We start from the raw sequence: 21,793 nt of genomic DNA, 5'->3' as shown, positions 1-21,793 counted from the left end.
ACGACGTTAGTGGCCGCAGGCCATAGCCTAAGTTTAGAGTGGTCACCCTAAATCGTACCTGAACAGAAGCTTGTGAGTGCCTAAGCTCTAACACTCACTATTCGCATTATGATAAGTCTGGTGAATTTAGATTAACTTGTTAGCTTTTTATTTTAAATTTCACAAGGAACTGCATTCAATGCATTTTGTTCTTGTTTTCTTAGGTAATTGACCACTTTCTCTTTAAACGATAAATCGGAATAAAATTGCTTGATTAGGTATTTTGAAGGGATATCAGTCCGTTCCATTAATGGGACAGCTCGACCAGTCGCTATGACGTAAACATGAAAATCATTATAACGTGCCAACATTGGTTCAATAATATTTTTATACAAAGCATTGGCCAACAACGTAGCATAACCTTTATTACGATGCTCTATGACTGTTACGAAGTGAATAATACCCAATTCTTTATAGGTCACACCTTGATGACAAGTGTTTTTGTCAGCACGGGCTTCAAAGTTTTCAAAAAGACTGTACCCTACCAATTCATCATTTACATAAAGTTTAATTATTTCTGCTTGAGTCCCGTTTTGTAATTCCTCGTGTTTATCTAACCAATCAAAAATGTACCACATTTTCATGTCGCCCTGACCCAAGGCGAGTAATTCATTAGTACAAGTTTTGACATTACAGTGTTCAAATCTAAGCATTAATAACCCTTTGAATCTTCGTAAGTTAGTTAAAATCGACCTGTGAACTTACTTTTATATAAATAGAGAGCTAAAAATGGGTTAAGCCCCCCTAACCCACTTTGTGACAGAAACGACTTAGAATAATAATGCTAAGCCTTTACCAGTATTTTGTGCCGTTTACAACAATTTTGTTATTCAACACCATTAGCCGCAGATGAAGCAATACCATGGATTTTTGAGTTAACGATAAGATGGCGGTCTCTTGATCGTGCAGAGTAATCCATAAATGAGTTTATATTGTTGCCATATTACCCAGACGAAATATGATATTTAATAAACCTCTGCACTTATTATTTGAATCCAAGTTATCGCTACAAACCAGCTATGTAACTATTTTGCATTGCTGGTTAAATATCAACATTAGCTGACTCAATCCACTGAATTAATAGGTTCTTTCCATGCATTTTCCCGTGCATCTTACCATGCCACCTTCAGTATGACGGGACAGCAGATAATCCGTGCAAGCGCCCTGAGCCTGAGCCTGAGGGCCGCCCTTGTCATTATTGAGCTGGTGTTGGCTCAACATATGCCTTGGTTCCCCAGAGTGGAACAGTCGAAAGGCTGTGTTTGAAACTTCCTGATGTTTCTTTAGTAGAGTAAGATACATACATTAACGTTTGATTGTCAGCATCAAATATTCTTCTAATTTTCATCGTTTTGAAAAAGATACTTTTTGATTTTTTAAATACCACTTCACCTGATTTACTCTTATCTATTTGTGCAATCATATCTTTGGTAATTTCCCCTGTTTGCCTGCAAGAGATAGAGCTATCACTTGGATCTGAAAAACTCAGGTTTTCTTCTATTGAGGCGATGTGACACGTTACACCAGAGACAATATCATCCTTTAAAATGTTTAATTTTATATCTTGCGTAGTAAACATTCCAAGTGAAACATCACCAACTTCGTTGTCAGAACAAGCAGTAAGAAGTGCAGTTAAACATAACGCAGTGAGTATTTTTTTCATCAGTAAACCTTGTAATATTGGAAGTTAATTATCGTCAAAAGAGGCTGGTTTAAAAAATGTTGTTAGGCAATTAAGGGCATACATTAATGGTATGTCTTTCATTATATTCCTTCATAATAAATAGGCCTAAACTGACTTTGCCGATATTAGCGCCACCACCGCTGAGCACCATGCTAGCTCATATTGCGTTCGGCATTATGGTTATCATTGTAACCTATTGACCAAGCTCGTTGCTGACTCAGTATGCTTGTTAACATTCTCTTTTTTAGCATAATGGTCAACCTTTATGCGTTAACTGCACTTCGACTTAGTTAAATGCACTTTGAGCACAACGTGTTAAGCCCGCAGTTACCGAGCCAAAATGATCGCCCACCACCACTTTGGCATTGGGATACACACTAGCAATTTTATCGTATATAGCCGGGCTACGCGCCGTACCGCCTGTTACATACACAATATCAGGAGTGGTTGGCATATCGCAATCTTGTTGCTCCGCTTTGGTGATAGCCGTTTTCATGGCTTGTTTCATTAACGCTTCAACTTTAGCTAAAGGTTCATTGATAGCTTGCTCAAACTGCGCTGCCGTTAATGGTACAAACAGCTCTTTTTCAATAAAATCTAATGAACATTGAATAGTCTCATTGTCCGACAAACTGATTTTAGCGGCTTCAGCTTGGCGTACAACTTGATAACTCATTTGATTTTTTTGTACTTTTTGTAAACGAACTAATAAGTCTGGTTGTTGTGCTTCTTTTATTAACTGCTCGACGAGCTTACGGGAAGGTAAACTAACAAAGTCACGCTGAGCACTAATATCATTGACGGCAACCGCGTTCCAAAAAGGGGTTCTTGGCATAGGTTTACCGTTAATCATTAACGTGTCTGCCCCAAAGCTTGGCATCAATCCGCTCATCGCAAGCGCAATATCTAAATCGTTGCCACCGATGCGTTGGCCAGAATGGCCAAAGCAGTCTAGGCTTCGATCTTGTTGCGCAATGTATGATGGACCCATTTTCACCACAGAACAGTCTGTCGTACCGCCGCCCACATCAACCACTAAAACGGTATTGTCATGGTTAAGATTTGACTCAAAGTCCATGCCAGCGGCTAATGGTTCAAATAAAAACCTCACATCAGTGAAGCCAGAGCGAATTGCTGCAAGGCGTAAAATGGCTTCAGCTTGCAGGTTATTGTCTTCGCCACCTATACCTTGAAAATTAACCGGTCGACCTATCACGGCATGGCTGGCAGACGTAAGCGATTTGGCGTTTAATGCCTGATCGGCTAGGGTTTTAACATGCATCATCATCAAGGTAACGATGTCTTCAAATAAGGCAATCTGCTCTGCTCGCAGGCCATTGGCGCCTAAAAAGGATTTTGGCGAACGGACATAAAAACCTTCTTCAGGCATGTCTAAATAGGCATCAATCGCAGCTTGACCAACAAACACGGCTTGTTCATTAGGCGACAAATCAAGTTCATGGCGCATTTGTTTTGCTCGCATTAATTGCGAACTGCGCAAATGAGAATACTGCGCTTGTAAATTTTCAGGTAAGCCCCAATACACTGCTTCAGCGATCAGCTCGCGATCCATCGCGTACAAGGTTGACGGCATAAAATCTGAGTGCGCTGATAATGGCAATAATGCCACCGCATTATCAACCATCACCCCTATCGCACAGTTAGCACTGCCGTAATCAAATCCAACAAACATTGGCTTACCTTCAGTCGTTCAATTTAAAAAAGCGCCCAAAATAACATAATAATCATGTTAGCTGAACCATTTATCGTGTTTTATCCAAGGGGACACAATGAGGAATAACTCATTCAGGCGTAAAAACCTCATAATATAAGCTTTACAGCATATATCCCCAGTAATAATTTTAGTTAAATATCGTTTATTCAATATGTTGCATACCAATGTTCTAGAAGATTAAATGGCATCGGCAGCTAAAAATAATCTTATTCCCGACATCGCGATATCTTGGTTATCATTTAAAGCAAGGGTTACACTAAGCCAACGATAAACATGTGCCGTGGATTTTTTAGTCATATTTAGATCCGCTATTGTGCTTAACTTAAGCCGGTTCGGTAAGTGTTGACCCTATCAAATTGATGCTGGATAAATAAACCGTGACGTTAGCGTTAGTCAATAATCAACCATTAGAGAATGATTTATCATGCAATGGCTTAGCCCAAGAGCAAAAAAACTGCCGCGGTTGCAAATTGATTACGATGTTAATGCCGCTCTCACTTCACCAAAAACGAAAAAACCCATCGTGTCCTGATGGGTTTTTTGCTGCTAATGAGTTAACTCATCAAGTTAGCCTTTGCTGTTGGCTTTTTCTTGTGTTTTACGTTGAGCTTCTTTTTGCTGACGACGTGCATCTATGACTTGCTTTACATCACTGCCAATATGCGCTTCACCGCGTTGCTTAGCTAATTGTACTTGACGCTCACGCTCAATAAATCGCTGACGTTGTTCTTGAGGAATGTTATCGATGCAATGAGGGCAACTCACACCTTGAACATAAGCTTCAGATTGCTTTTCAGCTTCCGTTATTGGCATACGACAAGCATTACACTGATCGTATTGGCCTTTTTCAAGGCTGTGATTAACGGCCACACGGTTGTCAAACACAAAGCATTCACCTTCCCATAAGCTTTGCTGTTGATCCACCTCTTCAAGATATTTTAAAATGCCACCTTCAAGATGATACACCTCATCAAAGCCCTGCTCTTTTAAATAGGCGGTTGATTTCTCACAACGAATACCACCGGTACAAAACATGGCCACTTTTTTATGCTTGGCAGGATCTAAGTTTTGTTTGACGTACTCAGGGAACTCACGGAAAGTCTCTGTTACGGGATTAAGCGCATTTTTAAAGGTACCAATCTTCACTTCATAATCATTACGGGTATCAACCAATACCACTTCAGGATCTGAAATCAGTGCATTCCAGTCTTTGGGCTTAACATAAGTGCCAACGACTTTACGCGGGTCTATACCTTGAACACCCATAGTCACAATTTCTTTTTTAAGTTTTACTTTAGTACGATAAAATGGCATTTCATCATCAAAAGACAGCTTGGTGACGATGTTATTTAAACCTGGTTGTGTGTCTAACCAGACCAACAAATTCTCAATGGCGGATTGGGTGCCAGCAACAGTGCCATTGATCCCTTCTTGGGCAAGTAACAAGGTACCTTTGATGTCGTTTTGTTCCATGACTGTGAGCAATGGCTGACGAACAGCCTCGAAATGAGGTAAGGCGACAAATTTATATAATGCGCATACGGCAATTTGGGGTTGAGATGTTTGTTGGATCATGTCTTGTTTAGCTTCTTGCATAACTGTTGAAACTCCGCTGGCTGGAACTTAATTTCCAGTGCATATAATATGGCCGGCACACTGTGCACAGACTCAAAAAAAACGGCCGCAAGTATACCTAAGTCACACTCAAAAAAATACTAAAACAATCCGACGCACCTTTTTACTTTGTTGTGAGCATTTTATTTTGGGATTCAGGCCTTAAAAGCGTTACTCTATTAGCCAGACTTAATTTGATATGATCCCTAATGAATTCTGCTATTTTGTACACCTTTCGTCGCTGTCCTTATGCCATGCGGGCACGTATTAGCCTTCATTTGAGCCAACTTAATCCGTTAGTGCGTGAAATTGAACTTAAACATAAACCCGCAGAGATGTTAGCCATTTCGGCCAAAGGCACAGTACCAGTACTTGTCACGACAGATAACCAAGTGATCAGTGAAAGTATTGATATTATGCGCTTTGCATTAACTGAGCACCCAGCACCTGAAACCAACTACTTAACCCCAGCCGAGTATCAGTCACTGCAATATTGGTTAGATAAGCCAGCAACAGAATCGCTCATTAATGCTAACGATATTGAATTTAAACCGTGGTTAGATAAATATAAGTATGCCGACAGATACCCCGAATACAGTCAACTCTGGTATCGACAACAAGCAGAAAACTTTATACAACGTCTAGAAACCTGCTTAAATCAACATCGGTTTTTATGCACAGATACCGTCACATTAGCTGACTTTGCTATTTTTCCATTTATTCGCCAATTTGCTAATGTTGAGCCGATATGGTTTAACAACAACCAATCTCCTAAAGTGAGAGTTTGGTTAGCAACGCTAATGAATAGTCCGTTATTTAACGTGACCATGCACAAATATCCATTGTGGTTACCCCAACGAAATGGGATTCAGCTCAAACATTCAATAAATGATGATGGACAACTAATACCTTTGTGCAACAATTAAAAATTATTAATATTTAGTAGTTTACAGACTATTAATCCGTTAATTTTTAAAGTAGATTAAAGATGTTAGCAGTAAATAGCCGTTTAATAACATGGATTACTATTATTTTTACTGCAAATTGAGATTTTAAGTTTACACTTAAATAAGTCATTGCTAGAACGCAAAGGAACATGACATGGATAATATGGATATTACGTTAGTCATAATGCTTATCGCATTACTAATTTTACATATTCACTTTTGCTATCGAGCCTTAATGTCGAAAGCACCTATCGGAAATGCTCAACGTTTTGTCTGGTCGATGCTCAGTTTATTGATGGGACCATTAGGCTATTATGTTTATCAGAACATAATCCCACTTGAATTCTACGAATAGACGCCCTAGCCCTATTTAACCATCCCAGCATCAGCGAGCCACGAGGCTAAATTAAGGCTTATATTATCTGTTGCTCCCGCTTATAAATAGCGAGCGAATTGACGACCCTTTTTTAATGGCTTTGTTGGCGCCGTTACCGCTGGTGTGCCTACATATAAAAAGCCCACTATTTGGTCTTGTGCCGACAAACCTAATTGTTGATGAACGTTAGCATCAAAAGCAAAATCGCCTGTACGCCATACTGCACCAAGCCCAATCGAAAATGCAGCTTGCTGCATGGCCATCGTCGCACAACCGGCTGCAATGTGCTGCTCTAAAGCGGGAACGTTATTATGTGCTTGCGTTTTAGCGACCACAGTAATCACCATAGGTGCGCGATAAGGCATATTGCCAACTTTAGCTAAAAAAGCATCATCGGCACCCTTTTTTTTAGCTGCATCAACAAAAATATTCGCCAGTTTAGCCAAACCTTCATCGATTGCGATAATAAACTCCCATGGGGTCAAGGCACCATGATCGGGTACTCTAGCTGCAGAATCGAGTAACAATGTAAGTTGCTCAGCATTCGGCGCAGGGGCAATAAGACGTGGAGTTGATTGGCGGGTTAGTAGCAGTTGTGTTGCGTCCAAGATACGGTCCTTCTAGATGAGTTCTGATGCTAATGTTAACAAATAACCCACTTAATTGGTGGGTTATTTTCAAAACTTTACATCATCTGTGTTAACACCTGTTGAGGAAAATATCGCTTAAGTATTGTTTAAATAACGACGAGAAATAAAATAATCGACACTGGTGTAACGACCGCCGCCCAGCGCAAAGATGGCAAATAGCATGATCAAGTAGGTAATGGCAAACTCAATACCATTATTGAGAATAACGAAATTACCTGAACTGGTTAACCATTCATAATTACCATGCTGTTGTAAAATCGCTTTTGCTGCAGACAGTTTTTCCGCTGAAGCCAACACTTGCTCATTGGCTAACCACGAACTTGCATCGGCAATAGCTAACCAGCCATTAGGTAAGTGCACCGCAAAAGCGGCTACCACCATGGTTGCCATCATCGGCAGTGCCACAATACGTGTCGCCAAACCAATTAACAGTAAAAAACCACCAAACAACTCTGTGCCTGCAGCCAGAGCAGTCATCACTTCAGGCATCGGTAAGCCTAACCCCCAATCTGGATTACCAAACCAAGCGGCTGTGTCTTCAAAATGTGATAATTTGTTATAACCAGCCTGCATTAACACTGGTGCTAAATAAATCCTTAACGCTAATGGAGCAAAGCCTTCTGTATGTTTAATCACATTTAAAAACTGTTGATATAATCTACTTAGTGTCTGCATAAATAACCCAGGCTGAAATCGTTGTTGTAGTAATAGACCCGCTGAAGATTAAAAATATTTCAGCTTATGCGATTAACAGCTATAAATATGTATTATTTGTCTAAGTGTAATTCAGTTAAATCTTCTACTAATTCTGCTAATTTTTTGTCGAAGTGCTTACGTTGTTTTTGACTAAACGTTTGATTAAGCGCAATTAACATTGAACCAAATTTACGGGTATTTTCGGTAACATTATCGCGATACACCTCAGATTTAAGTTCATCTGGCGAGATCATTAATAATCTCATTTGTTGGGTAAAATAATCAGTTTGCTGACGGCGTTTCATCGCTTGTTCAAATTGGCTTAACCATTCATGACGATACTCAAGCCACATATCCAAGGTAGCTAAACGTTGCGTATTAGCTTGATGAATGATGTCTTTTTGCGCATCCGTTATATCACCGGTCCATTCTGATAATTTTTTTGCGATTCTTTTGTCTGAGTCGATTATCAACTCGGCTTTATCTTTGCCGGCGTATTCTTCGATTAATTCTTTTTGTTCTTTTTTTAGCTGCGTCAGTACCTGATCAACTTGTTCATCAGATAAGCTCGCCAAAATAGGTAACAGATCAGGCATAACAAAATCGAAAATTCGGGACCAATGGGCCTTCGCCATTGACACTTGTTTAAGCCATAGCTCTGGGGTCATGGTTTGTTGATTCGTTAATGTCGATAATAAAGACAGTTGATCACGATAACGGGGTAATTCTTGTTGGCGATGCCAGACTAAAAACGATTCAATAATAATATCAAATTTGTCTTGCTGCTCTGAGGTTAAGTCTACGTATTCTTCAACCTCCCACTCTATCGCCCAATCCAAAAAGAAATAGCTTATTTTAGTGGAACAGCCGACAAATAATAGGCTACTTAACAGTAGGACGATCAATTTTTTAGACACAGATAATTCCCTTATCGAAATTTACCTTATTTGTACTTTATCAGAGCATATTAGCAAGTGATTAATGTAAAATACTTTGTAAAGTATTGTAAGTATTGTGTAGATTTGTGCGGTTCTTTAGCTGCCATTAATAATGCCCACATCGCTGAGAATAGCCAAAAACAATTTATTGCAGCAGGTAACGCAGCTTTAGCCGCCGCAACATCTGTGAGGCTCGATATTTGGCAATATTGGATAATCACGTTATCAATTAATTGACTCACTTGGGTTGTCGATAGTTGATGACTGGCTATCACGCTGGCTAAATCGAATAACGGATGACTGGCCACCGCATATTCATAATCAATGCTTAATAGCTGATGCGATACGCTGCCGCCAAGAAGTAAATTGTGCGGGGTTAAATCTCGATGACAAAAAACGGGCAACAAAACACACGCTTCTAACTGCGATAACCAATGCTGAACAAATCCATTTAAGCGTAACAATTGCTGCCAAGCATGATGCCATTGTGGTTCGGTTTGCGTGGTACTTAAAGAATCTAATTGATGCGCATATTGTTGCCATTGCACACTCACGGTAATACTGGTACGAGGCACTGGTAACGCACTAAGTGTACTCAATAATACGCTTAACAAAGGGACAGCATCAACGGCTAAAACAGGTTTATTTGTTTCCTGCTGGATAGATGCATTACTGTGCATTGCGGAAAATATCGACCAGTCTATGTCGGGTTGATCAATAAACTCACTTAAATACACTTTTTTATCATCACTGACCCAAATTAATGCAGGTGCAATGTTAGCAGTCATCGCGGCTTGCCAACATTCGACTTCAAGCGCCCTATCGCACCAAGTACTGTGGGGTTGATTAACTCTCAATACCTTATCGCCGTCATCGCAAGATAACTTAATATTAACATTGCTGATCCCGGTGTTGAGGAACGATATTGCAGTACATTGTGCGTTGAGTCTGTGAAACAATGCTACTGGCATCATTTGTTGCATCATTTCAAGCACATTGTTAGGTAGTGATAACAAGGGTTGGGACATCAAATATTTACTCTAAGGAGATTGTATTGTTATTGGCTATACACCAACCACGTCTTGGGCAACGTTATCTTGCTGTATAATATGATGATAATATTTCTTGCGCCACATAATGTAACCCCCAACCGCCATCGCGACGTATAAAACAAACAGACCTGATGTCAACATCAAGCCTTTTTGGAAATAAAGGTAAATAGACACAAAATCAATGACGACCCAATAGAGCCAATTCTCCAGTACTTTTTTTGCCACTAAATAGGTTGTCACTACCGCAAAACAAGTGGTTGCCGCGTCGATATAGGGAAATGCTGCAGAGGTATGATTAGCCATAACATACCCCACCAGTAAAGACACCGAAGATGTGACGCCGATGACAACAGCATGAGTACTCCACGACCAACTGGTAATGTTAAGTTGATGGCTCTCTATATTGTGCTGAGCACTATTATGCTGATTTAGCTGCTGCGAGGACGGCACATGTAACCACAGCCAATAACCATACACCGCCATGCCCATATAATAGATATTGAGTACCGACTCCATTAACAAAGACACATTCCAAAACAATACCGTATAAATGGCGGTGCTAATAAATGCCGCAGACCAACACCAAATATTGGTCCGCATAGCAAGAATTAAGTAAGCCAGTGCCAGCATAACGGCAATGGCTTCCCAGAACGTCATTAATGACGCCTCTCCTAAAACTTGCTGTATTGTTGAGAGTAACTCACTCATTGTGGTTATTCGCTATGAGCAAGGTTGAGCTCACCACCAATAAATTTACACACAAAAACGGCCTTGCCCCATTTTTGGTGAGCGGCCTGCATTTCAACGGCTAGCATCGACATAACATCGCCATACTCACCACACACTTGTGTTGCCATCGCATTAGTGACTCGTTGAATATTGTCATAACTATCCACTCTGCCGATAAACCATTGGATCGGATCGAGATAATTTTCATTAAACGGATACATGCTGATTTCTGCAGTTAACTTCATTGCTATTCCTTAATAAAAACCACTGCAACCGAGGTTACAGCGGCTATAAGCTATTACATAAATTGGATTTCTAGCGTCACACCTAATTGGCGCGGATCACCATAACGAATGTATTGCTTGTCTGCCCAGTCTTGATCTGGCTCGTTGCCAAAGTAAAAACCACGCACGCCATATTGTTCATCAAACAAATTGCGGCCCCATAAATAAGCTGACCACGTCGGCGTTTCATAACCTAGACGTGCGTTATAAATGGTATAGGCTTCTGACTGGGACTCATTGCTGTCCGAATAATAAAACTGGCTTTTACCACTGGCATTAACGTTGGCGAACCAACCAGAGTCAGCGACATACGTCATGCCCGCACTGTAAGTGACATTAGGAGAATGGGCCAGTTCACGACCCGACAAATCAATGGTAGAACCGTATTTATCACTGTATTGATATTGGCCATATTCGGTTTCCAACCAACCAAAGCTACCATAAAATTCAATATTTTCAGTTAAGTACCATTTTGCATCAAGCTCTGCGCCGTAGTTTTTTGAACTGCCAGCGTTTTCGGTAAAAAGAATAAATCGCTGCGGGCTATCAGGGTCTTGTAAAGACGCAGCCACTTGTTGATCTTGGCGATCCATATAAAATAGCGCCACTGTAGAATCAACTTCACCGTCAAACCAACTCGACTTTAATCCCACTTCATAGTTATATAGGATCTCAGTATCGAACTCTTTCTTGTCAGACAATTGGGCAGGTAATGTCATATTAAATCCACCCGCTTTATAACCCCGGGCGATACGAACATAGGCATTATGGTCCGCATTAATAACTTTTGATAATGCAATATGGCCCCCCCACATATCTTCTGACGGGGCAAAACCATCCTTATTACTGTCACTGTAATCACTATCACGACGCTCTAATCGCAATCCTGTAGACAATAAATAATCATCGCCTAAATGACTGTCTAACTGACCAAATACTGCATAGTTGGTCGCATCGTAACTTGACTGCAGCACTTCATCTGGATAAGTGTTGTATTCTGAATATAAGTCATTATCTTCTTTCAAATTCATCGCATACACACCCACTAACCAGTCGGTGCTATCTGCCAAAATTCGTCCGCCATTTTTTGATGATAGACGAAACTCTTGAGTTAAGGTTTTGCGGTCACCCTCTTTATCCCAGGTATAATCATAAACACAAGGTTCGGTACCATTAACGACACCATCGGCATCATAAGCCGTACAAGCTTTACTTGCCCAATAATCGGAATTAGCCCAATCGCCATCATAACCATTATGGTGGTTGGTTTGCGCGAATGAGGTTAACGAGGTGAAGTCAAATGTTTGCACACCAGTATAAATAAACTTAATCCCAGCCCCTGTGGTTTTTTGGGTATCGATGCCGGGTTGGTCGGTTAAGGTGTTGCTGCGATTATTATCCAATGTCCACACATCATAGCCATTATCAAAATTTGCATGTAACAAGGTTAAATCAACTTGCAGATCGTCAGTAGCATACCAACGTAATTTAGCTCTGGCAGTTAACTCGTCACGTTCATTGGTATCGTCGCGATTAAGATAAAGGTTGTCACGATAGCCGTTTTGGTTATGTTGCTCTAACGATACTCGATAGAGCAATTTGCCTGAATCATTTAGCGGACCGGAGCTGAAACCAGAAAGAGTAGCAAGATTATCATCACCTAAGCTGACTTTTGCACCATGCTCAAACGATTCAGTGGGGTCATTGCTTTTTAAGTAAATTAATCCGGCTAACGCGTTGGCACCATATTGGGTGCCTTGTGGACCACGTAAGACTTCCACCTGCTGCATGTCGTACATGCTCGACACCATACCAAGGCCAGATAAGTCGATGTCATCGACCACAAAACCAACTGATGAGTTAGGTGCGCCTTGATATTGTTCTTGCTCACCAACGCCGCGAATTTGAAAATATTTAGGACGAGAGCTGCCGCCGGACCAATTAAAGTTAGCGATAGAGTTAAGCACATCTTCGAAATGTTGTGCGCCTTCATCTTCAAGTTGTTGAGCGTCAATGACGGTCACGCTAGAGGGCATTTTATCAAGACTGATATTACTAAAATCAGCATTAACAATAATGACTTCCATTTTTTCATATTCGGGGGTGACGCTTTCGATATCAGCAGTTTTAGCCATAACAATCGGCGAGCTTAACGCTGCAAAAACAGCTAATGCTATGGGAGTCTGGTGTAACGTAGTAGGATTTATCGTGAACATAGGACCTCAAATGATTATTTTGAGATCCGGCAAGAGTAGAGAATAAGAGGTGCACCTAACGATAGTGTGGCCCATTCCTACGCCGGTATAAGCCGGATCAGGTTCTAAGGGTTCGTCATACAGACATCTCAGTTCAGGTTTTACTGAACACCCCTTGGCGATCACGATTATAAACTAACTCCTGTATGATTACACTCGCTACAATACAATTTGATAACGTAACGATGCAATTTATTAACTACCAGGCTTGGTCACATCACGTAAACCTCTTCAATAACGTCGCGATGATATTAATAAGAGAAGGTTTCACGTACATAAATCTCAAATCGTGTCGCTTGCGCATTGGGGGCAACCGCACTGACTTGTAACTGCTGCTTGCCATGTAATTTAATCGACTTCCAACTGCTTGCTTCATCTTCAACCGTCAATCCACTGGCATCAAACCAAGTGAATTTATATTGTAGGCGCAAGTCAGTACTCGATTGACTTTGAATTAAGGCTGAAGCTTTAATTAAATCAGCGATCATAATAGCTGAAATATCCACCACAGCGACCTCATTAGCAAACGATGAGTTATCAACCCTCACTTGCCCCGCAGAGTCCACTGCGATGCCCGCGGTATTATGCGCGCAGGCACTCAGTAGCAATGTTGTCGCGATAAACCATAATGAAGCTAGTTTCATACAATATCCCTCTCAAAACCGATGCAATTAAAGCCGTGGCTTAATAAAGATTTAAGGCATGGCTAATCCAATAAAAAATGAGCTCGTGCTGTGGCAATAAGTTGCTTTCGGTTGGTTTGCCAGCAGTTCATGCTTACATTTGCCACCCGACGACCTTGACGGGTAATTTTACATTCAGCAAAGGTATCTTGATGCAAACCTGCGCGTAAATAATCAATTGAAAAATCGACAATTTTAGGCACTTTCTTGGCTTGCATAAATACCATTAGCTGCACAATAGCGGACATTTCCATAAACCCAGCAAGCACCCCTCCGTGTATAGCCGGCAAAATAGGATTACCAATATTGTCATCTTTGGCGGGCAGTCTAAACACCATCTCATCACCAAAACGGGCCACCGACATACCAATAAATTGTGAATATGGTACTTTTTCAAGTAGATAACTATAGTCGTTCAGTTCAATGGCGCGTTTCACCACATCTTGAACATCTAAACGCGCCGGTGTACTTTCGTTGGTTTGATCAATCATGGTTTAACCTCAGGTAAATTCCCCATTAACGCTTGACGAAACTCTTCACCGACCATTTCTGGACTAATGCGCATAAATGAACCCACAGCATGAGCGATAGGTTCATCAATACTGTCTTGATAAGCAATCGCACGGGTAAAAGCCACAGTGGATGAGAGCCGGTAACATTCAGCAAAGGCATAAACCGATTTATGAGGTTCAGCAGGTTTCATATAATCCACCCGTAAATCCAACGTCGGTGACAATTCTAACGATTGGTATTTTTTCAATATGGCGCACACAACTGCAGTGCCGCATGCGGTATCAATGAGTGTGGTGATCACTCCGCCGTGAATAACCCCAGTATCTGGATAACCAATAATATCTTCGCTATAAGGCAACTCAATCTGCACATGATGCTCACTGGCTTCTTGCACGGTTAATCCTAAACGACGACATTGAGCTAATTGGTTTACAAAACGCCTTGCGACTTCGGTTAACGGAAAAAAATCACTGTTAATTTTCATTATCCACAACTCAGCATTGGGCCTAATGGTTTACCACCCAAAAGATGCATATGAATATGATAAACCTCTTGGCCACCATGTTTGTTGCAATTCATGATTAACCGATAACCGTCTTGTGCAATCCCCGCTTCATCGGCAAGTTTGGATGCAACCGTTATCATCCGCCCTAATGCTTTTTCATCAGAGGCTTTAACCTCATTAGTGGTGCTGATTAAATGGTTAGGAATGATGAGAATATGGGTCGGTGCTTGCGGTGCAATATCCCGAAATGCAGTGACTAACTCATCTTGATATAAAATATCAGCTGGAATTTCACGTCGAATAATTTTGCTAAAGATGGTTTCTTCGGCCATTTGGGTGCCCTCATTAAATAACTGCATTGTTGCTATTGATAATACTATCAACTCTTTGATCTATCACTCCAGTAAAAACTAGGTTTATAGCCAATCTTTTACTCAAAATGCGATTCGTTTGCTTAACGTCAGCATTTTTGGCAGCATTGTAGATTATAGCTCAATCGTTTTGATTGTGACTCACCTACTCATTCGGAATTCTTTATGCATTACCATATTCATGCGATCGATCCCAAAGCACACCTATTTGAAGTCACCCTAACGCTAACAAGCGCAAACCCATTTCAAGTTTTCTATTTACCGGCATGGTTACCTGGCAGCTACATGATCCGAGATTTTGCTAAAAATATCATTAACATCGATGCCAAAGAAAACCAACTACCGCTGAGTGTCACTCAATTAGACAAGCAAACTTGGCAATTAAACAACCAAGGTAGTGATATTAGCTTATGTTACCAAATCTACGCTTGGGATTTATCCGTTAGAACGGCTCATCTTGACACCAACCACGGTTTCTTTAATGGCAGCAGTGTGTTTTTAGCGGCAAAAGGGCTTGAGCCACAACCCCATAGCGTCACTATTGCTAAGCCGGCACTCACAGAATTGGCTCATTGGACTCTGGCCACCAGTATGACCAGAACCACAGGTGATCAATTTGGCTTTGGTGATTTTAGCGCACAAAACTATGATGACTTAATCGATCATCCAGTTGAAATGGGCGAACTCACCATCGAGACCTTTTTCGCAGCAGGTGTTCCCCACGATATCGTATTAAGTGGTAAACACCGAGCCAACATGGCCCGTTTAGCCAAAGATCTTAGCGCTATTTGTGAATACGAAATCAATCTGTTTGGCACTCCAGCGCCCTTTAAACGCTATGTGTTTATGACCACTGTGTTGGATAATGGTTTTGGTGGCTTAGAACATAAAGCGTCAACTGCGCTAATGTGTTCCCGTAATGATTTGCCACAGTCATTAGATGCGCCAGTAGATAAAGGCTACCGCACTTATTTATCACTGTGCAGCCATGAATACTTCCACTCATGGAATGTAAAACGCATTAAACCAGCTGAATTTACCCCGTTTGATTTATCCCAAGAGTCTTACACTGAGCAGTTATGGGCTTATGAGGGCATTACTTCATATTACGATGATTTAATCACCTTTAAGTCTCACTGTATTGATCAAGCCGGTTACCTTACCCTGCTTAGCCAAATTATGACTCGCGTATATCGAGGTCAAGGTCGTTTTAAGCAAACCTTAAAGCAATCAAGTTTTAATGTATGGACCAAGTTTTATAAACAAGATGAAAATGCCGCCAATGCCATTGTCAGCTATTACACCAAAGGCGCGCTCTTTGGGTTGTTTTTAGATTTAACCATTCGCACTGAAACTCAGGGGCGTAACAGTTTAGATGATGTAATGCGTCAACTTTGGCAACAATATGGCTTAACCGAAATTGGTACCGATCCACTCAGTCATCAACGAATTGTTGAAACCATACTGGATCGCCCATGTGATGATTTATTTGCTTATTTAAACAACACTCATGATATCCCCTTAAAAGAGTTGCTGGCCCAAGTTGGGGTGGCCATGACGCTACGTGCAAGTGAAGGCAGTGCGGATTTAGGTGGCGGTGATGCAAAAGGCTTTAATATTGGCTTTGGCGCTAAAACAAAAGCAGAGTCATTCGGTTTAAAAGTATTAAGTGTGAACCAATACAGTCCGGCACACCAAGCGGGCTTAAGTGCGGGTGATTTATTGATTGCAGCCGATAACTTGTTAGTGACCAGCCAATTTGAACAGCAATTGCAAAGCTTGCCCGTCGGCGAGCAACTCAAGCTACATTGGTTTAGGCGTGATGAACTGATGCAAGGACAACTGCCCATTTGTGCCGCCGCTTTAGACACAGTTTCACTCACGATTGAGCAACCGAATAAAATGGCACTATGGTTTAGTTAACACCGAGCATTCGGATCTAAGAGTGACAAAAAAAGGATATCAATTTGATATCCTTTTTTTGTCACTCTTTAGCTTTATCTTCGATAAATATATATCACACCCATCGTATTAACTATATGGCCATGCAGCGGGAATTAGCCAACAAACTATTGCCTTGAGCATCTTCAAGTGTTTTTGCTTGATATTCTTTGACGACTTTGCCGAGATATCACACTCTTACCTCATGCATGTGAGTTTGTGCCCAAGCAATGGCTTGCCCTCGGCTAGAAACACCAATCTTACGGAACGCGCGATATAGATGAGTCTTAATAGTTGATTCACTAACAAAGAGTTGATTCGCAATATCAAGATTGGTGCTACCAGACAATAACGTTTGTAATACCTCACGCTCACGAATAGTCAGTTGATCGCTTTCATCTTCATTATCCATACCCATTAATGATTGAGATAAATCTTGAGGGATCACGCTACGACCTTTGATAATTTCATTCAACCCAGCACTAACATCAGCTAAACTCGCATTGGTATAAAACACGCCGGTGGTGGTCGATGGATGAATTAAAAATGTTGCATCAACCTGTTTTGGGAAATTTATAAACACAGTACGCACACCAAAATACTCACGCTCAATAACGCGCTGTAGTTGATATGCTTGTTGAAGATCAATCGTTGCTAAATCGAAAATAACCATTGAATTGGTTTGTGTAGACAATAGTTTCGACATGTTACTTGGTTGGGCTTTAGCTAATTTAACCAGAAACTCTTGTGGCCAGCGAGAATCGAGTAAATCAATTAACAACTGTGACCGCGATACGATCATCCAATTTTCGACTTTAAACATTCCAAACACTCCAAATGGTATGAATAGCAGTGATATATTGAAACTAAGTCCGTATCAATGTGAATGAGTCTAACAAGTGGATTACTGTATAACAATTAGCCTAAAGGGTGCTTACGCGCCCTTAGTTAGCCTTTTGTACTACACGCCTTGAACAACAGCAACAGAGTTACCGTCGCAAATTGGGTGACATTAGCAGTGTTATCTGCAGCAGTCTGAGCCAAACGGATTAAGTCATTCCACATGATGAAAGCCTGATTGAGTGGAAATAAACTGATTCTTGCTACCGAGTTTATTTATATTGGCTTGATTACCTATTAAAGCTAACTCATCAACATCACTTATATCTTAGCTAAAGCAAAGCTATAAGGATAGGAGGATAGGAGGATAGGCATTAAACATCTAAAGTTCTAAAGTTCTAAATAACAATAAGTTAAATATAGGTAACGTAGACTGATTCGAGATTAAATAGGATCGGGAGAAAGTGTATATCGAAAGTTAAAAATACATCTATTCCAACCCGTAACTCATTATTATTCCATGTAATAATCCCATGTGATAATGCCATATAATAAGAATGTTTTATTGTGCAGGATGGTTAATTAAACAAACGCACTAGCAAGCATAAAAACAACACGATTGAAATCACTTGCCAAAAACGTACAGGATTGCGGGCAATAATGGGAATAAAATCTTTTGCTGTGTGATTAACTCTGGCAGTCGTTAATTGATGAAGTAATTCACAGGTATCCCCTTGACGTAAACTCGGTTCAATATTGAGTGCTTTTTTTAATGCTAAATCGATCCACTCTGGCACCATTGGGTTTAATAGATGCACGCTAACGTATTCTAAACGTAAAAAGTCCTGTCGATTACGACACTTTTCTAATTTGCCTTTAAAAGGTAATTGCCCGGCCAACATTTCAAAGGCAATCACGGCAAGTGAAAATAAATCAGCACGGCCATCGACTTGATAGCCAAGCACCACTTCTGGAGCCGTGTAATCTGCCGTACCCAAAATAGTGTATCGGGTTAACGGACTGCTGATTTCAGCAATGCCTTTAATATAACAAGAACCAAAATCAATAATTTTTACCACTCCATTTCGGGTAATAAAAATATTGTCGGGCTTTAAATCTTGATGCAGGGTTTCACGACGATGAAATGCCCTAACCCCTAATTCGATTTGTTTAAGCAGCAGTAACACATCTTCCACAGGTGCTTTTTTATGTTGCGTTAACCACTCTGCAAGGCTCATTCCGCTTAAGAACTCAGTTAAATAATACAGTGCCGATTTAGTTTTGTGCTGCTCGACCACCTTGACCACATGGGCACTATTAATCCGTTGACCGGTCCAACTTTCTAACATAAATCGCTCTATATAAGCGGCATCGTCTATGTAATTAATCGAGGGGGTTTTCATACAAAAATTTTGACCTTGCTCATTCACCACCCGATAGACTTGGCTACGCTGTGATTGATGAATGATATGGGTCACCTGATAACCATCGAGTTTCATACCAACGCTTAAGGGGGGCGGAAATGGTTGCTGTGATAAACAGTGATACACATCATCGATAGCTTGTTTGGGTAATTGACTAACACTTAATAGCTGCGCACTTAGATTGTCTTTACTGCCTAAATCGAAAGCCTTTCTAATTAATTTTTGGCAAAACTGTTCACATGTATCATCCGTTAATTGCTGATGCTGTTGACTAAAGGTAGTTAATTTTTTATGTATCTCAAACTCAGTTAATAGATCATGAACCCCATCGGTAGTCAATAAATACAGGTCACCGACGTCGACCGATAAGGTTTTGTAATCAACATCTAATTTAACGTCCATCCCCAATGCACGGGTAAGGTATTGGCTTGATGAGTTAATATTGGTGCTATGATCATGGCTTAATTGTAGTAACTCTCCATCGCGAAAACGGTAAATCCGTGAATCACCCACATGCAGCATATGCACAGAACAAGACTTAAACACCAGCGCACTAAAGGTACACACAAAGCCGCGTCTGGCATCCCGATAATCTTGCCCGAGTCCATACAACCAACGATTCAATGCGGTTAATACTTTAGTACTAGATTTTTGCACGCTCCAGGTCTCAGGAGTGGAATAATAATCGGCTAAAAAATTACTCACACTAATAGCAGAAGCATGTGCTCCCCCCTCCGCAGTGCTAACGCCATCGCTGATCACACTCACAACGCCCTTAGTCATTAATGGCATACCTGAAGGAATACGAATACCTATCGCATCTTCATTTTGTGATTTACGGCCTTTGTCGGAAGCTTGGCCAACAACAAGCTGCAAGGTTGCGGCAAAAGGAAGCGTATCTTCTGTACGATCAAGCGCTTGTTGTAATGACTCTGAAGCCATATAACCCTCGTTTTTTTGATTAACCGCTTTACTTAAACCGCTTGAACACAAGCTATTTGAGCTTTAATGGCAGCGGGTTGCAACTACTTACTTAAGCACCACTAGCTGACACTGATTAATGTCACTTCGCCATTTTCATTCACTTCAGCAATATGACCTTTGGGTTCTTTCATAAAAAATAATGTCACAAAGCCAAATACGGCACTGACTGCAATCACGTAGAAAAACACTTGAGTAGAGACTATCGAGTACACCGTTAAGAAAAATACCGCGCCAACATTACCATAAGCCCCTGTCATGCCGGCTATTTGGCCTGTTAAACGACGTTTAATCAGCGGCACTGCAGCAAATACCGCACCTTCACCACCTTGGACAAAGAATGAACATGCCATTACAACGGTAACCGCCATTGGTAATGACCATGATGAATCAATTTGTGCCACCGATAAATAACCGATAGCCAAGCCTGCGGTGAGGATTAATAAAGTCGTTTTACGACCAAACCTGTCACTTAACCAGCCACCACCAGGACGAGACATTAAGTTCATAAAGGCATAGCTGGATGCCAACATACCGGCTTGCGCCATCCCCAGCTCAAACGTTTCGGCAAAAAATAACGGTAACATAGACACAACAGCTAACTCAGATCCAAATGTAGTGAAATACAGCACATTTAATACCGCAACTTGCTTAAATTGATACCGTTCAAACTCTGGTACCTCTATTGAATATAAGTGTTTGTTCACTTGATAGGTTTGGTAAAAATCGAACAAGAACACCACCACTAAGCCAAGGTAAATGAGATAAGTTGTCTCTTGAGTAAACATACTCACGCCAGCAGGTGATAACTTCCAACCCAACAATGCCAGCGTGGCATACATAGGCACTTTCATCAGGATCAGCAATACAAAATCACTTTTACTGGTGACTTCTAAACCGCCGCCTTTTTTGGGCTTAAAGTAGGTTGACCCTTTTGGCGTATCAGTGACATTAAAATAATACACAAACGCAAACAACAAGCTCATTAAACCGGTAACCCCAATGGCATAACGCCAGCCGTCAGGACCACCAAAAGCAAGCGCTACTGCGGGTAATGTAAAGGCTGCCGCGGCAGAACCAAAGTTACCCCAACCGCCATAAATACCTTCTGCAGTGCCGAGCTCTTTTGCTGGAAACCATTCGCTTACCATACGAATACCCACCACAAAGCCAGCACCAATAAAACCAATTAGAAAACGCGCTAAGGCGAGTTGCTCAAAAGTATCAGCTACGGCAAACATAAAACAAGGTATAGAACAAATCCCCAACAAGGCAGAATAGGTGATCCTTGGGCCATATTTATCGGTAACCATGCCGATGATGATCCGCGCCGGAATCGTTAATGCCACGTTGAGGATCAATAAGGTTTTAATCTGTGATGTCGTCAGCCCTAAACTGTCGGCAATCACGCTGACTAACGGGGCAGCGTTAAACCACACCACAAAAGTAATAAAAAAGGCCATCCAGCTTAAATGCATGATTTTCATCTTGCCGTGAAATGAAAATAGGTTAAATTTTTCAGCGCTCATATTGGAC

Annotated in this window: 21 protein-coding genes and 1 riboswitch; of the genes, 3 read left to right on the top strand and 18 right to left on the bottom strand. The window is 41.0% G+C overall.

Features of this window, described 5'->3' with window-relative positions; genetic code table 11:
• Positions 1-152: 152 nt before the first annotated feature.
• From AAEZ00_RS09905 to trhO, 4 genes are all read right to left on the bottom strand, one after another.
• Positions 153-692: an N-acetyltransferase gene (locus AAEZ00_RS09905; protein ID WP_101030748.1), complete on the bottom strand. Its 540-nt coding sequence runs from the start codon at positions 690-692 to the stop codon at positions 153-155.
• Positions 693-1,234: 542 nt separating this feature from the next.
• The gene (locus tag AAEZ00_RS09900) at positions 1,235-1,702 is read right to left on the bottom strand and encodes a CreA family protein (protein WP_101030745.1); all 468 of its coding nucleotides are present in this window, start codon (positions 1,700-1,702) and stop codon (positions 1,235-1,237) included.
• Positions 1,703-2,009: 307 nt separating this feature from the next.
• Positions 2,010-3,416: a molecular chaperone gene (gene yegD / locus AAEZ00_RS09895; RefSeq protein WP_351074347.1), complete on the bottom strand. Its 1,407-nt coding sequence runs from the start codon at positions 3,414-3,416 to the stop codon at positions 2,010-2,012.
• 609 nt (positions 3,417-4,025) lie between these two features.
• Positions 4,026-5,033: an oxygen-dependent tRNA uridine(34) hydroxylase TrhO gene (trhO, locus tag AAEZ00_RS09890; protein WP_335686373.1), complete on the bottom strand. Its 1,008-nt coding sequence runs from the start codon at positions 5,031-5,033 to the stop codon at positions 4,026-4,028.
• 248 nt (positions 5,034-5,281) lie between these two features.
• Here trhO and AAEZ00_RS09885 point away from each other — a divergent pair, with 248 nt between their 5' ends.
• Both AAEZ00_RS09885 and AAEZ00_RS09880 read left to right on the top strand, forming a co-directional pair.
• The gene (locus AAEZ00_RS09885) at positions 5,282-5,998 is read left to right on the top strand and encodes a glutathione S-transferase (protein ID WP_351074345.1); all 717 of its coding nucleotides are present in this window, start codon (positions 5,282-5,284) and stop codon (positions 5,996-5,998) included.
• Positions 5,999-6,173: 175 nt separating this feature from the next.
• Positions 6,174-6,374, top strand: a complete 201-nt coding sequence (locus AAEZ00_RS09880; RefSeq protein ID WP_101030736.1) for a hypothetical protein — start codon at positions 6,174-6,176, stop codon at positions 6,372-6,374.
• Positions 6,375-6,454: 80 nt separating this feature from the next.
• On the opposite strand, the gene AAEZ00_RS09875 is transcribed toward AAEZ00_RS09880, so the two are convergent.
• The 11 genes from AAEZ00_RS09875 to hinT form a co-directional block, all read right to left on the bottom strand.
• A complete protein-coding gene (locus AAEZ00_RS09875) occupies positions 6,455-7,003 on the bottom strand; it encodes an NAD(P)H nitroreductase (protein ID WP_351074343.1) in 549 nt (182 codons plus the stop codon).
• A 117-nt stretch (positions 7,004-7,120) separates the two neighbouring features.
• Positions 7,121-7,720: an HvfX family Cu-binding RiPP maturation protein gene (locus tag AAEZ00_RS09870; RefSeq protein ID WP_101030729.1), complete on the bottom strand. Its 600-nt coding sequence runs from the start codon at positions 7,718-7,720 to the stop codon at positions 7,121-7,123.
• A 92-nt stretch (positions 7,721-7,812) separates the two neighbouring features.
• Complete coding sequence (locus AAEZ00_RS09865) at positions 7,813-8,658, bottom strand: DUF6279 family lipoprotein (protein ID WP_351074341.1); 846 nt, start codon at positions 8,656-8,658, stop codon at positions 7,813-7,815.
• A 50-nt stretch (positions 8,659-8,708) separates the two neighbouring features.
• Complete coding sequence (locus AAEZ00_RS09860) at positions 8,709-9,707, bottom strand: phosphotransferase (RefSeq protein WP_351088616.1); 999 nt, start codon at positions 9,705-9,707, stop codon at positions 8,709-8,711.
• A 36-nt stretch (positions 9,708-9,743) separates the two neighbouring features.
• Positions 9,744-10,439, bottom strand: coding sequence for a nicotinamide riboside transporter PnuC (gene pnuC / locus AAEZ00_RS09855; RefSeq protein WP_351088615.1), 696 nt, complete (start codon positions 10,437-10,439; stop codon positions 9,744-9,746).
• 5 nt (positions 10,440-10,444) lie between these two features.
• Entirely contained in the window at positions 10,445-10,705 is a 261-nt protein-coding gene (locus AAEZ00_RS09850) for a hypothetical protein (RefSeq protein WP_101030715.1), read from the bottom strand.
• A 53-nt stretch (positions 10,706-10,758) separates the two neighbouring features.
• On the bottom strand, positions 10,759-12,960 hold the full coding sequence (locus AAEZ00_RS09845) for a TonB-dependent receptor (protein WP_351088614.1): 2,202 nt from the start codon (positions 12,958-12,960) through the stop codon (positions 10,759-10,761).
• Positions 12,961-13,017: 57 nt separating this feature from the next.
• Positions 13,018-13,125: riboswitch (TPP riboswitch) on the bottom strand.
• A 125-nt stretch (positions 13,126-13,250) separates the two neighbouring features.
• Entirely contained in the window at positions 13,251-13,643 is a 393-nt protein-coding gene (locus tag AAEZ00_RS09840) for a YcfL family putative periplasmic lipoprotein (RefSeq protein WP_101030709.1), read from the bottom strand.
• A gap of 62 nt (positions 13,644-13,705) precedes the next feature.
• Positions 13,706-14,173 carry a PaaI family thioesterase gene (locus AAEZ00_RS09835; protein WP_101030705.1) on the bottom strand — a complete coding sequence of 156 codons (468 nt, stop codon included), beginning with the start codon at positions 14,171-14,173 and terminating at the stop codon, positions 13,706-13,708.
• Complete coding sequence (locus AAEZ00_RS09830; protein WP_335686261.1) at positions 14,170-14,679, bottom strand: PaaI family thioesterase; 510 nt, start codon at positions 14,677-14,679, stop codon at positions 14,170-14,172. The genes AAEZ00_RS09835 and AAEZ00_RS09830 overlap by 4 nt, the downstream gene beginning before the upstream one ends.
• Positions 14,679-15,032, bottom strand: coding sequence for a purine nucleoside phosphoramidase (gene hinT, locus AAEZ00_RS09825; protein ID WP_101034643.1), 354 nt, complete (start codon positions 15,030-15,032; stop codon positions 14,679-14,681). Before hinT ends, AAEZ00_RS09830 begins: the two co-directional genes overlap by 1 nt.
• A 204-nt stretch (positions 15,033-15,236) precedes the next feature.
• Here hinT and AAEZ00_RS09820 point away from each other — a divergent pair, with 204 nt between their 5' ends.
• Positions 15,237-16,994 (top strand): M61 family metallopeptidase, encoded by a 1,758-nt coding sequence (locus tag AAEZ00_RS09820; protein WP_351088613.1) that lies wholly within the window; start codon positions 15,237-15,239, stop codon positions 16,992-16,994.
• A 208-nt stretch (positions 16,995-17,202) separates the two neighbouring features.
• Here AAEZ00_RS09820 and AAEZ00_RS09815 read toward each other — a convergent pair whose 3' ends face one another.
• The 3 genes from AAEZ00_RS09815 to AAEZ00_RS09805 all read right to left on the bottom strand — a co-directional run bounded on the left by AAEZ00_RS09815 (position 17,203) and on the right by AAEZ00_RS09805 (position 21,786).
• The gene (locus tag AAEZ00_RS09815; protein ID WP_124013764.1) at positions 17,203-17,835 is read right to left on the bottom strand and encodes a LuxR C-terminal-related transcriptional regulator; all 633 of its coding nucleotides are present in this window, start codon (positions 17,833-17,835) and stop codon (positions 17,203-17,205) included.
• Positions 17,836-18,430: 595 nt separating this feature from the next.
• The gene (locus AAEZ00_RS09810; protein WP_351074330.1) at positions 18,431-20,218 is read right to left on the bottom strand and encodes a bifunctional protein-serine/threonine kinase/phosphatase; all 1,788 of its coding nucleotides are present in this window, start codon (positions 20,216-20,218) and stop codon (positions 18,431-18,433) included.
• Positions 20,219-20,319: 101 nt separating this feature from the next.
• Complete coding sequence (locus AAEZ00_RS09805) at positions 20,320-21,786, bottom strand: NarK family nitrate/nitrite MFS transporter (RefSeq protein ID WP_335686264.1); 1,467 nt, start codon at positions 21,784-21,786, stop codon at positions 20,320-20,322.
• Positions 21,787-21,793 lie beyond the last annotated feature (7 nt).

Source organism: Shewanella sp. S1-49-MNA-CIBAN-0167 (genome assembly GCF_040310145.1).
GTDB classification, from domain to species: Bacteria; Pseudomonadota; Gammaproteobacteria; order Enterobacterales; family Shewanellaceae; genus Shewanella; species Shewanella psychromarinicola.
The sequence above is the reverse complement of the archived record's forward strand: the minus strand, read 5'-3'. Positions and strand labels throughout refer to the sequence as shown.